The sequence below is a fragment of the Microbacterium sp. KKR3/1 genome, assembly GCF_021272365.1.
GTDB classification, from domain to species: domain Bacteria; phylum Actinomycetota; class Actinomycetes; order Actinomycetales; family Microbacteriaceae; genus Microbacterium; species Microbacterium aurugineum.
In genome coordinates this window covers 1,968,311-1,980,949 of sequence record NZ_JAJSDW010000001.1, presented here as the reverse complement: position 1 = coordinate 1,980,949, position 12,639 = coordinate 1,968,311, and the positions used below count along the sequence as shown (strand labels likewise).

Annotated in this window: 11 protein-coding genes; all 11 read left to right on the top strand. The window is 70.1% G+C overall.

The genetic code is table 11. The features are described from left to right. Positions 1–62 precede the first annotated feature (62 nt). The 11 genes from LVJ59_RS09450 (at position 63) to LVJ59_RS09400 (ending at position 12,594) form a co-directional block, all read left to right on the top strand. A complete protein-coding gene (locus LVJ59_RS09450) occupies positions 63–293 on the top strand; it encodes a hypothetical protein (RefSeq protein ID WP_232762805.1) in 231 nt (76 codons plus the stop codon). Between the two features lie 68 nt (positions 294–361). Then, on the top strand, positions 362–3,241 hold the full coding sequence (locus tag LVJ59_RS09445; RefSeq protein WP_232762804.1) for a helix-turn-helix transcriptional regulator: 2,880 nt from the start codon (positions 362–364) through the stop codon (positions 3,239–3,241). A 74-nt stretch (positions 3,242–3,315) separates the two neighbouring features. Further along, on the top strand, positions 3,316–3,519 hold the full coding sequence (locus LVJ59_RS09440; protein ID WP_017831237.1) for a cold-shock protein: 204 nt from the start codon (positions 3,316–3,318) through the stop codon (positions 3,517–3,519). Between the two features lie 159 nt (positions 3,520–3,678). Further along, positions 3,679–4,704, top strand: coding sequence for an iron-siderophore ABC transporter substrate-binding protein (locus LVJ59_RS09435; RefSeq protein WP_047523281.1), 1,026 nt, complete (start codon positions 3,679–3,681; stop codon positions 4,702–4,704). Positions 4,705–4,737: 33 nt separating this feature from the next. Beyond that, positions 4,738–5,781 (top strand): iron ABC transporter permease, encoded by a 1,044-nt coding sequence (locus tag LVJ59_RS09430; protein ID WP_047523280.1) that lies wholly within the window; start codon positions 4,738–4,740, stop codon positions 5,779–5,781. Continuing rightward, positions 5,778–6,860 carry an iron chelate uptake ABC transporter family permease subunit gene (locus LVJ59_RS09425; RefSeq protein WP_232762803.1) on the top strand — a complete coding sequence of 361 codons (1,083 nt, stop codon included), beginning with the start codon at positions 5,778–5,780 and terminating at the stop codon, positions 6,858–6,860. Before LVJ59_RS09430 ends, LVJ59_RS09425 begins: the two co-directional genes overlap by 4 nt. Beyond that, entirely contained in the window at positions 6,857–7,657 is an 801-nt protein-coding gene (locus tag LVJ59_RS09420) for an ABC transporter ATP-binding protein (RefSeq protein WP_131492015.1), read from the top strand. Before LVJ59_RS09425 ends, LVJ59_RS09420 begins: the two co-directional genes overlap by 4 nt. Next, positions 7,647–8,609 carry a siderophore-interacting protein gene (locus tag LVJ59_RS09415; protein WP_232762802.1) on the top strand — a complete coding sequence of 321 codons (963 nt, stop codon included), beginning with the start codon at positions 7,647–7,649 and terminating at the stop codon, positions 8,607–8,609. Before LVJ59_RS09420 ends, LVJ59_RS09415 begins: the two co-directional genes overlap by 11 nt. Before the next feature lies 1 nt (position 8,610). Further along, positions 8,611–9,444: an ABC transporter ATP-binding protein gene (locus LVJ59_RS09410; protein WP_232762801.1), complete on the top strand. Its 834-nt coding sequence runs from the start codon at positions 8,611–8,613 to the stop codon at positions 9,442–9,444. A gap of 31 nt (positions 9,445–9,475) precedes the next feature. Next, positions 9,476–10,507, top strand: coding sequence for an iron-siderophore ABC transporter substrate-binding protein (locus tag LVJ59_RS09405; RefSeq protein WP_232762800.1), 1,032 nt, complete (start codon positions 9,476–9,478; stop codon positions 10,505–10,507). Further along, entirely contained in the window at positions 10,504–12,594 is a 2,091-nt protein-coding gene (locus tag LVJ59_RS09400; protein ID WP_308191504.1) for an iron ABC transporter permease, read from the top strand. Before LVJ59_RS09405 ends, LVJ59_RS09400 begins: the two co-directional genes overlap by 4 nt. The last annotated feature ends 45 nt before the right edge of the window (positions 12,595–12,639 follow it).

Here is a 12,639-nt window from a genome sequence, read left to right as displayed (position 1 = left end):
CGATGTCCAGGTGCCCCCTCAGAGCGGACTCTAGGGATACGCAGAACCATCGAGGAGACCCCATGTACGAGCACCCGTATCTCAGCGAACAGCTGACCCGGCACGACCAGGAGCAGATGGAGCGTGCCGCCGCCCGACGCCTCTTCCTCATCGAGCACGCCGACCAGATCCGGCCGCGTCCGGAGGGAGCCGTCCGACGCATCCTGCGCCGCGCGTTCGGCAGCGCCCGGCGGCGGTCGGCGACGCCACCCACGTCCGCTCGGTGCGACGCTGCGGCAGCTCCCGCGCAGTGAGCGGCGTCCTCGCGAAGCGCGCGTTGCAGGCCGTGCCGAATGTCGGTCCGGGGTGGGACGATGAATCCATGCCCCTTTCCCCGTCGAGCGCTGCGATGGTCGGCCGCGAGGCCGAGCTGACCGAGGTGCGCCGGTCGTTCGCCGGTGTGCGCGACGGCGTGCCTGCGGCCCTGCTCGTCGAGGGAGAAGCCGGGATCGGCAAGTCGCGTCTGCTGCGCGAGTTCGCCGCCGAGATCGAGCAGACGGCCGACGTGCACGTGGGCTGGTGTCTCGACCTCGGTGCCTCGCGCACGCCGTACGGACCGTTGACCGGCATCCTGCGCTCGATCGTCACGCGCATGGGCGTCGACCGGGTGCGCGACTCGGTGGGAGTGGGGGCGGAGGCCCTCGGCATGCTGCTCCCCGAACTCGTCGACACGCCGACCGATCGTGACCGCACCAGTCCCGAGCGGCTGAGAGATGCGATCGCCTCCCTCATCGAGGCGGCGGCCGAGCGCGCTCCTCAGGTGCTCGTGGTCGAAGACCTGCACTGGGCGGATGAGTCGACGCTCGCCATCCTCTCCTTCCTGCTGCGGGCGTTGGGTCGCGGCCGCATCCTGTTGCTCCTCAGCTGCCGCAGCGACGACGTGCGGCGCGGCGATGCGGTGAGTCGGTTCATCGGAGAGGCGACGCGCGCACGGCTGCTCGACCGCGTGAGCCTTGCCCGGCTCGACGCCGCCGCCGTCCGCGAGCTGGCGGAGCAGATCACCGGCCGCGCGCTCACCGAGAGCGCGCTCGACCGCATGCAGGAGAGGGCGGAGGGCGTCCCCTTCTTCATCGAGGAGATCGCCGGATGCACGAACGGCCCGCTCCCCGATGGGCTCCGTGACCTGCTGCTCGCTCGCTTCGACAGGCTGAGCGACGATGCGCGACACGTCGTGCAGGTCGTCTCCGGGGCCGAGCGTCCGTTGTCGCACCCGCTCATCACGAGTCTCGTCGGTTTGCCGGAGCAGCGACTCGATGACGCGATCCGCGAGGCGACCCGCAGCGGAATCCTGGTCGTGGGCGACGACGACTATCGCTTCCGCCACGCGCTGCTGCGCGAGGCCGTGCACGACGACCTGCTCCCCGGTGAACGGGCGCGGCTGCACCGTGCCTACGCCGAGGCGCTCGAGGCGCAGTGCGCGGAGTCGGACACCAGCGATGCCGCCGCGCTCGCCTATCACTGGCAACTCGCACAAGACGACCGGAAGGCTCTCATCGCCGCCGCCGATGCCATGCGGCAGGCGAAGGCACAGTATGCGTTCGCGAGCGCGGCCCGCTTCGGTGAGCTGGCGCTGGAGCTGTGGCCGCTCGTGCCCGACGCGGCCGACGCAGCGCGCATCGAGCGCCTGGACCTGCTCCTGGTGCTCGGTTCCATCCTGCGCAACGCCGGTGACGGAGACCGGGCCCTCGCCGTCGCGAACGTCGCCCTCGCCGAGGTCGACCCGAAGACGGTCGACCCGCGGCTGCACGCGCGGCTGCTGCGCAACAAGGCGCTGTACCTGGTCAACCTCGGGCGCCTGGGAGCGATACCTCTCCTGCAGCAGGCTCTGGCCCTCGCCGACGAGCGCGTGCATGACGACGTCTTCCGCGCCGAACTCCTCAACCAGCTCGCGAGCAGACGCATGATCGCGGGCGACCGTGAGGAGGCGATCCGACTCGCGGACGAGGCCGAGCGCAGTGCTACCGGCGCCGAATCCACGGATCAGCTGTCGATCGCCGCGAACGTGCGCGGTGGGTCCCTTGCCCATCTGGGATACATCGAGGAGGGGGTGCGCGAGTACGAGCGTGCACGTGTGCTCGCGACGGGGACGACCGCCGAGATGCGTTACCGCGTGAACTACTCCGACCTGCTCACGTTGCTGGGCCGCTACCGTGAGGCGGTCGAGGTCGCAGAAGAGGGCCTGCAGCGTGCGCGTGAGCTCCGGGTCGAGCGCACCTCGGGGTCGATCATGGCGCAGAACATGGTCGTTCCCCTGCTCGAACTCGGAGAGATCGAACGGGTCGAGGAGATGCTGGCGCGTGACTTCGTGCAGGGGACCCTGCGCGTGTTCCGCATGTACATGAGCATGACGCGCGTGCGGGTGCTGGCCTGGCGCGGAAGATCGGCCGAGGCCGCAGAGCTGTTGCAGGCGTGGCTGCCCGCCTTCGAGGAAACCGGTGGCTCGGAACGTCAGATCTGGTACGACCGGGTCATGATGACGGTCGCGGTCGCCGAGAGCGAGGGCAACCTCCGCGGAGCCCTCGACGTGATCCTCGAGATGCTGCGTGACGGCCGGCCCGCGTTGCTGCACCAGCGTCGGCTGCTGCTGGAGGGCGGGGCGATCATCGCCGAGCTGCGCGCCGAGGGGGCCGATGTCACGGAGGAGTCCGACGCCATCCGCGCCGCCTGGCTCGCGCAACCCGTGCCGCTGCAGAACGATGCGTGGTCGACGATCCTCGATGCCCTCCTCGACCCGCGCGGCGATGCGCTCGACGCCGCCCTGCGCAGCGCCGAGGGAGAAGACGTCCCGGTCATCTTCCGCGCGGTCCTCCGCCTCGAGAGCGCTCGCCTGCGGGTGCACGAGGGGGATCGCGCATCTGCAGCGTCGGTGCTCGGTGAGGCCGCCGCGTTGGCGGAGTCCCTGGGCAATGCGCAGCTCCAGGCGGCGGTCTCGCGGTTCAGCACCGACGCCGGTCTTCGCGCCCCCGATGCGCCGCTGAGCGACGACCTGCTCACCGCTCGTGAGAGGCAGGTGCTCGAGCTCATCGCCGAGGGCCTGAGCAACCGACAGATCGGCGACCGTCTGTTCATCAGCGTGAAGACGGTGAGCGTCCACGTCTCCGCAGTTCTGCGCAAGCTCGGGGTGAACACGCGCACCGAAGCGGCTCTCGTACAGAAGAATCCGTCGTTCCGTGCTGCTGCTCAGTCTGCCGTGGTAGCGTGACAAAGCGCGCGTGTCGGATGTTCCGACTCGGCGTAGGCCGTGTAAACGGCTAAGTCAACAGAAAGTAGAAACACATGGCCACTGGCACTGTGAAATGGTTCAACGCGGAAAAGGGCTTCGGCTTCATCGCTCCCGATGACGGCTCGGACGACCTCTTCGCCCACTACTCGGCTATCGCCGGCTCCGGTTTCAAGGAGCTCCGCGAGAACCAGAAGGTCGAATTCGACGCTGAGCGTGGCCCCAAGGGCATGCAGGCGGCGAACATCCGCGCTCTCTGAGCGCGCGCTGACTTCCTGAAGCCGGTCGGATCCTCACGGATCCGGCCGGTTTTTTCGTACCGAAGTGAGGTCACCCTAACCTCCGTGTTAGATTAGGCGAGGCTTACCAATGCCGGGCGCGGTCTGCGCCACTCCCACCCCGAATCGAAGGGAACGCCTGTGCGCACCTCCCGTCTCCTCGCCCTCGGCGCAGCCGCCGCGCTCGCCGTCGGCCTCTCCGCCTGCGCCTCGTCCGCACCGGAGTCGACGTCCTCCGCCGGGGGCAACCCTGCCTCCGACGACGCCTTCCCCGTCACGATCGAGCACGTCTACGGCGAGACCACGATCACCGAGAAGCCGGAGCGGGTCGCGACCGTCGCCTGGGCGAACCACGAGGTGCCGCTGGCCCTCGGCATCGTGCCGGTCGGGATGAGCAAGGTCACCTGGGGGGACGACGACGACAACGGCGTGCTGCCGTGGGTCGAGGAGAAGCTCGAAGAGATGGGGGCCGAGACACCGGTCCTGTTCGACGAGACCGACGGCATCGACTACGAAGCCGTGGCCGACACCGAGCCCGACGTGATCCTCGCCTCGTACTCCGGCATGACGCAGGAGGAGTACGACACCCTCTCCAAGATCGCGCCGGTCGTCGCCTACCCGGACGTCGCCTGGGGCACCTCGGTGGATGAGATGGTCGAGATGAACTCGAAAGCTCTCGGGCTCGAGGACGAAGGCAAGGCCCTGATCGAAGAGCTGCATGCCGAGTCCGAAGCCGCCCTCGACGAGCACAGCGTCCTGAAGGACAAGAAGGTCCTCTTCGCGTACTTCGACCCGAGCGACCTGAGCACGATCGGCTTCTACACCGCGGCCGACACGCGACCCGGATTCCTGCACAGCCTCGGTCTCCCCTTCCCGTCGATCGTCGAGGAGAACAAGGACACCGAGCTGTTCAACCTCGAGGTGAGCGCCGAGGAGGCGCAGAAGTTCGACGATGTGGATCTGTTCGTGACGTACGGGGACGACTCGACCGTCGCTGCTCTGCAGGCCGATCCGCTGCTGTCGAAGATCCCGGCCATCGCCGAGGGGCGCATCGCGATCCTGCCCAACGCCACGCCGATCGCGGCCTCCGCCAACCCGTCGCCGCTGTCGATCCCGTGGGGACTCGGCGACTACTTCGCGATCCTGGCCGGCCCGCTGGCGTCGTAGTCGTTCGATCCGCTCCCGCGGAATGAGCATTCAGTGACCTCAGCGACCGTCCTCGCGCCGGGTGCCGCAGACCTGCGGCGCCCGGCGCTGGCGCGAACCCTGTGGCTCCTCCTCGGGGTGGTCGTGCTCCTGGTGCTCAGCGTCATGTCGATCGCCTTCGGCGTGCGCGCGGTCTCGTTCGACGACATCGTCGCCGCCCTCACCGGTCACACCGACACGATCGCCGAGGCCGCGATCGTCAAGCGCATCCCCCGTACGGTCCTCGCGCTCCTCGTCGGCGCGGCACTCGCGCTCTCCGGAGCCACCATGCAGGCGGTCACGCGGAACCCCATCGCCGACCCCGGCATCCTCGGTGTCTCGAACGGCGCCTCGCTCGCCGTGGTGTGCGGCATCGCGTTCTTCGGTCTCGCAGACCCCTACGGCCAGATGACCTTTGCGATCGTGGGCGCCGGTGCCGCCGCCGTCTTCGTGTACACCGTCGGATCCCTCGGGCGCGGAGGCGCGACGCCGCTCAAGCTCGCGCTCGCCGGGGCCGCCACCTCGGCCGCCTTCGCCTCGCTGATCAGCGCGATCATGCTGCCGCGCGTCGACCTGCTGCAGACGTTCCAGTCGTGGCAGATCGGCGGTGTCGGTGGGGCGGAGTGGCCGCGGATCGCGATCACCGCTCCCGTCCTCGCGCTCGGCGCCCTGATCTGCTTCCTGAGCGCGCGCGGCATGAACTCGCTCGCCCTCGGCGACGACATGGCGAAGGGACTCGGCGAACATGTGCTCCGCACCCGCATGATCTCAGCGCTGGGTGCGGTGATCCTCGCGGGTGCCGCGACCGCGATCGCCGGACCCATCGGGTTCGTCGGCCTCGTGATCCCGCACATGTGCCGGCTCCTGGTCGGCACCGACCACCGGTGGCTGCTCCCGTTCTCGGCCATCGCCGGTGCCGCACTCCTGACGGCGAGCGACATCGTCGGTCGCGTGATCGCTCCCTCCTCCGAGGAGATCCAGGTGGGCATCATCACCGCCATCATCGGCGCCCCGTTCTTCATCTGGATCGTCCGTCGGCAGAAGGTGCGTGAGCTGTGACCACGACCGAGCACACGGAACACACCCTCGCCCGCGACGAGGAGTCCGCATCCGCCCGGATCGCCCGGATCGTCGTAGGGCGTCGCTCACGCCATCGTCGCCGCGCGACGGCCACGATCGTCCTCGGAGTCCTGGTCTTCGCCCTCTTCGCGATCGCTCTGATGGTGGGCAACACGTTCTACACACCGGACGAGGTGATCCGCGTGATCCTCGGTGAGAGCGTGCCCGGCGCCTCCTTCACCGTCGGCGACCTGCGACTGCCGCGGGCGGTGCTCGCCGTCCTCACCGGGATCGCGTTCGGCATGGCGGGCGTCTGCTTCCAGACGATGCTGCGCAATCCGCTCGCCTCGCCCGACATCATCGGCATCTCGAACGGTGCCGGCGCCGCGGCCGTGTTCGGCATCATCGTGCTGTCGGTCAACGGCCCGGTCGTCTCCGCGCTCGCGCTGGCCGGCGCGGTGCTCACGGCACTGGCGATCTATCTGCTCTCGATCAAGGGCGGCTTCGCCGGCACCCGCTTGATCCTGATCGGCATCGGTGTCGCGGCGATGCTGCAGAGCGTCATCTCGTACCTGCTCTCCCGTGCGGCGAACTGGGACATCCAGACCGCGATGCAGTGGCTGACGGGAAGCCTGAACAACGCGTCCTGGGAGCGGGTGCTGCCGATGGCGATCGCCGCGGTGATCATCGTGCCGCTGATGCTGTCGCAGGGTCGCGCACTGGGGACTCTCCGGCTCGGTGACGACTCCGCCGCCGGACTCGGTGTCCGCGTCGATGCCACACGCCTGCTGCTCATCCTCGGCGCGGTCGCGCTGCTCGCGTTCGCGACCGCGGCCACCGGCCCCATCGCCTTCGTCGCGTTCATGGCGGGACCCATCGCCGCCCGCATCACCGGGCCCGGGGCGAACCTGCTCCTGCCGTCGGCCTTCGTCGGCGCCGTGCTCGTGCTCGCCGGCGACCTGATCGGCCAGTTCGCCTTCGGCACCCGCTATCCCGTCGGCGTCATCACCGGCGTGGTCGGCGCGCCGTACCTGATCTATCTGCTCATCCGCACCAACCGCTCCGGGGGTTCGCTATGACCGTCTCGCACAGCCTGTCGGCCGAGGGGGTGACGCTCGCGTACGGCGACCGCACCGTCATCGACGGGCTCGACCTGCAGATCGCTCCCGGACGCATCACCGCGATCGTGGGCGCGAACGGCTGCGGCAAGTCGACGCTGCTGCGCTCGCTGGCCCGCCTGCTCTCGCCGACCGAGGGGCAGATCGTGCTCGACGGCGCCTCGGTGCACTCCCGTCCGACGAAGGAGGTCGCGCGGATCCTCGGTCTGCTGCCGCAATCCCCCATCGCGCCCGAGGGGATCGCGGTCGCCGACCTGGTCGGCCGAGGGCGACACCCGCACCAGAAGATGCTCGCGCGGTGGAGCGCGCACGATTACGAGGTCGTGGCGGACGCGCTCGATGCGACCGGCATCTCCGATCTCGCCGACCGCAGCGTGGACGAGCTCTCGGGCGGACAGCGGCAGCGCGTCTGGATCGCGATGGCTCTCGCGCAGGAGACGGACATCCTGCTGCTCGACGAGCCGACCACGTTCCTGGACGTCGCGCACCAGGTCGAGGTGCTGGACCTGCTGACCGACCTGAGCGTGTCACGCGGCACGACCATCGTCATGGTGCTGCACGACCTCAACCTCGCCGCCCGCTACGCCGACGAACTGGTCGCCATGAAGGACGGCAGGGTGCATGCAGCGGGAGCCCCGCAGGAGGTCGTCACCGCCGACCTCGTCGAAGAGGTCTTCGGCCTCGCCAATCAGATCACCATCGACCCGGTCTCCGGTACGCCGATGGTCACACCCATCGGGAGGCATCATGTCCGCTGAGACGACCACGACCGAGCGTCCGACCTACATCCTCACCCGCGCCGAGGTGCGCGCCGTGGTCCGGGTCTCGCCCTCGTTCGTGCGGGTGACCTTCGGCGGGGACGACCTGTTCGAGTTCGGGACTCCGGGCGAGGTGTTCGACAGCCGCATCAAGCTGGTCTTCCCGCCGGTATCCGGGGTGCTGCCCGAGCTCGACCGCGCATCGGACAACTGGTGGCAGGCGTTCCTGGCGGTGCCGGAAGAGGAGCGCGGCTCGATGCGCACCTACTCCGTGCGGGACCTCCGGGTCGACGACGAGACCGGGACCGAGGTCGACGTCGACTTCGTGCTGCACCTCGAGCCGGGTCTGACCGGCCCCGCGTCGCTGTGGGCGGACCAGGCCGCGGTCGGGCAGGAGCTGTACCTCGTCGGACCGCGTCGCGGCCTCGGCGTCGATACGCACGGCGGCGCCGAGTTCCACCCCGGACGCGCTCCTTCGGTCGTGCTCGCGGGGGATGAGACGGCGGCCCCGGCGATCGCCCGCATCCTGGAGGACGCGCCTCGCGGGCTGCGCGGTGTCGCCTTCATCGAGGTGCCGACTCCGGCCGACGTGCTGCGCATCGATGCGCCGACCGGTGTCGAGGTGCACTGGCTGCCGCGCGACGCCGGTGAGCCGCACGGCCTGCACCTGATCCCTGCGGTCCTCGGCTACCTCGGCGACGCCGACGCCTCGGACGAGATCCGCGTGAAGGACATCGACGGCGAGGACCTGCTGTGGGAGACGCCGGCGTACTCCGGCCTCGGTGAGGAGATCGCCGCCGCCGATGCCCCGGCTGAGCGCTACTTCTGGATCGCGGGGGAGAGCGGCGTGGTCACCACCCTGCGCCGACACCTCGTGAAGGACCTCGGCATCGACCGCGGGCAGGTGGCCTTCATGGGCTACTGGCGCCGCGGTGTCGCGATGCGGGGCTGACGTGACGACACAGACCCACGCCCTGCAGGGCGAATCCCTCGTGCTCGGATACGGCCGTGCCCGGGTGGTGCACGATGTCTCGCTGCGCCTCGCCCCCGGAAGGGTGACAGCTCTCATCGGCCCCAACGGCAGCGGCAAGTCGACCGTCCTGCGCGCGCTCGCCCGCCTGCACCGCATCGAGGCGGGGAGTGTGCGCATCGGCGGTGACGAGATGCGCGACGCCGCCGCCCTCTCGGCGAAGGAGTTCGCGAAGACCGTCGCGATGCTCTCGCAATCGCGGCCCCATCCCTCCGGCATCGAGGTCTCCGACGTCGTGGCGTACGGCCGTCACCCGCACCGGGGTCGCTTCTCCGGTGTCAGCGACGCCGACCGCACCGCCGTCGCGCGGGCGCTCGAGCTGACCGGACTCACCGCCATGGCTGCCCGTCCCGTCGACCAGCTCTCGGGCGGCGAACTGCAGCGCGTGTGGCTGGCGACCGCGCTGGCGCAGGAGACCGGCGTGCTGCTGCTCGACGAGCCGACGAACCACCTCGACCTGCGCTATCAGGTGGAGACGCTCGACCTGGTGCGCGAGCTCGCCGACGACCACGGCACCGCCCTCGGTGTCGTGCTGCACGACCTCGACCACGCGGCATCCGTCGCCGACGACGTCGTTCTTCTGCACGCGGGGCGAGTGCACGCGGCCGGCACCCCCGCCGAGGTGCTGACCGGCGAGAACCTCTCCGCCGTCTACGGCCTGCGCATCGACACCGAGATCGATGAGGAGACCGGCCTCGTGCGGGTGCTCCCGCGAGGTCGGCACCACCGCCGGCACCGCACCCCCGCGGCATCCTGAACCCCCTCACCCCTCCCGGAGGAAGAACCGAATGAAGAAGAAGCCCCTCGCCCTGATCGCCCTCGGTGGTGCGCTCGTGATGGCCCTCGCCGGCTGCGGAACGACCCAGGCCCCCGCCGCCTCCGACTCCGACGCCTCGGCCTCGACGAGCGCGGGCTGCGGCGACGACACCACCGCGACCTCGACCGCTGCCGTCTCCGTCACGGACGACCTCGGTCGCACGGTCGAGCTCGACAAGCCCGCCGAGCGGATCGCGGTGCTGGAGTGGCAGCAGATCGAGGATGCGCTGTCGCTGTGCATCACGCCGGTCGCGGTCGCCGACGCCGAGGGCTACAGCACGTGGGTCACCGCGGAAGAGCTCCCGGAGGGCGTGACCGACGTCGGCACCCGGCAGGAGCCGAACCTGGAGACGCTGTTCGGCACCGAGCCCGACCTCGTGATCGTCGAGGTCAGCGCCGCGGACGACCCCATCGTCTCCCAGCTCGAGGCTTACGACGTTCCGGTGCTCGCGACCGTCGGTGCGGATGCCGCCGACCCCATCGCGAAGATGCTCGGAACGCTCGACCTCATCGCCCAGGTGACCGGACGCGAAGAGCGCGCTGCGGTGGTCGCCGACGAGTTCCAGGAGCACCTCGACGCGGCCTCGGCCGAACTCGCCGATCTGGATCTGCCCACGAAGGAGTTCGTGTTCTTCGACGGCTGGGTCGACGGCGGCAACGTCGCTCTGCGCCCGTTCGGCCAGGGCTCGCTGGTGGGGGAGATCGGCGAGAAGCTCGGTCTCGAGAACGCGTGGACCGGCGAGGTCGACCCCACCTACGGCCTCGGACAGACCGATGTCGAAGGCATGACCACGGTCGGCGACGCCAGCCTGTTCTACACGGGCACGGAGGACCCCGAGTCGGAGAGCTTCATCGACGCTCTGCAGGACAACCCGGCCTGGACCTCGCTGCCCGCCGTCGCCGATGACCGCCTCACCGCGTTCCCCGCCGGGATCTGGACGTTCGGCGGACCGCGCTCGACCCAGCAGATCATCGACGGCTACGTCGAGGTGCTCTCGAAGTGACGGGAGCCCTTCGCCTCGACGACGCGGCGGCGACGACGAAGCCGGCGCATCCGGTGCCCGTCGTCGCGCCCGACGAGGCGGAGGGACGCCGACCGCAGGCTCTGCTCACGGGCATCGGGGCTCTCGTGGCCCTCGCCGTGGTGCTCTTCGCGGTGGCCTGCTGGCATCTCACCCAGGGCACGAGCGGTGCCGTCTTCGCCGACCCGGACGTGCTGTGGGGGTCGCGGGTTCCGCGTCTCGCTGCGGGCATCGCCGTGGGCGTGGCGCTGGGCGTGGCGGGCATCCTCCTCCAGTCGCTCGCTCGCAACGCCCTGGCCTCGCCGGACACCCTGGGCGTGACAGCCGGCTCGTACCTCGCGGTCACGGCGCTCGCGGCTTTCGGCATCGCGGTGCCGGTCTGGGCGTCGGGCGCCGTCGCGTTCGCCGGCGGCCTCTTCGCCGCGGGGATCGTGCTCGGACTCGCCGGCGGTGCGGGCTCGTCCACCACGCGGCTGATCCTCGCGGGGACGGCCCTCGCCCTCGCGTTCCAGGCCTGCACCTCGACCCTGCTCATCCTGTTCGACGAGGAGACGAAGGGTCTGCTCGCGTGGGGAAGCGGCAGCCTGTCCCAGCTCGGCCTGACCGCGTTCCTCCAGGCGGCCCCGGTCGTGGTCGTGGTGACCGGGGCGGCGCTGTTGCTGGCACGGCGGCTCGACATCCTGGCGCTCGGCGACGACACGGCGTCGTCGCTGGGCGTGCCGATCCGCTCGACGCGGGCCATAGGCATCCTGCTCGCCGTCACGCTCACCGCGGTGTCGGTGACGCTCGCGGGGCCGATGGGTTTCGTCGGACTGTGCGCGCCCGTGCTCGCCCGCCTGCTGTCGCGCGTCGTGCCGAGCCTGAACCGCCATCTGCTCTTGATCCCCGCGGCCGGGTTGCTCGGCTCGATCGTCGTGATCCTCTCGGATGCTCTGCTGCGAGCGATCATCGGGGCCGAGGCGGCGATCCTCATCCCGACCGGAGTCGCGACGACACTCCTCGGAGCGATCGTGCTGGTGCTCATGGCACGGCGTCTGCGCGACGCCGGTCCCACACGGCAGCCTCCGCGGGTGCGGTTCGGAGTGCGTAGTCGACTGCGGTTCCGCATCGCCCTGGCCGTCGTGGTGCTCGGGGTGGTCGGGGTGCTGCTCCTCGGCCTGCTCGCCGGGCACACGTGGCTGCTGACCGGCGACATCGCGCTGTGGCTGCAGGGCGAGGCGCCGCCGGCGATCGCCTTCGCGTTGGACGAACGCGCGCCGCGCATCGTGGCGGCGGTCGTCGCCGGTGGGGCGCTCGCGCTGTCCGGCACCATCATCCAGGCAGTGAGTCGGAACCCGCTGGCCGACCCGAGCATCCTCGGTGTCACGGGCGGCGCCGGACTCGGTGCCGTGCTCGTGATCACGAGCGCCGTCTCGTCCACTGCGGGCATGATCGCGGGCGCCGTCACCGGGGCGCTGCTGGCCTTCGCCCTCGTCTATCTGCTGTCGTGGCGCGGCGGGTTGAACGCCGACCGGTTCCTGCTGATCGGCATCGGTGTCTCGTACTTCTCGGTCTCGCTCACGACTTTCTTCCTGCTGCGGTCGAACCCCTGGGACACCCCGAAGATCTACACCTGGCTTTCGGGCACGACGTACGGCCGGGTGTGGGATCAGGTGCTGCCCCTCGCGATCGTGCTGGCGATCGCGCTGCCGTTCGTGGTGATGAGCCGTCGCGAGCTCGACGTGCTATCCCTCGATGAGGACACCCCGAGGCTCGTCGGCATCCGCCTCGAGCCCGTGCGTCTGACGCTGCTGGTCGTGGCGGCGGTGCTCGCAGCGCTCAGCGTGACGGCGATCGGCGTGATCGGCTTCGTGGGACTCGTCGCCCCGCACGCGGCACGAGCGCTCGTCGGGGCCACGCACGCCAGGGTGATTCCCGTCGCCGTGCTGTTGGGAGGTCTGTTGGTGGGGGTCGCGGACACGATCGGGCGCACCGTGATCGCCCCCGCGCAACTTCCCGCTGGACTCGTGGTGGCGCTGATCGGAGCCCCGTACTTCGTCTGGCTGCTCTGGCGCTCGCGCGACGCGTAGGCCCGGCTTCGAATCGCGCAAATGGCCCCATTCCTTGACGGGATG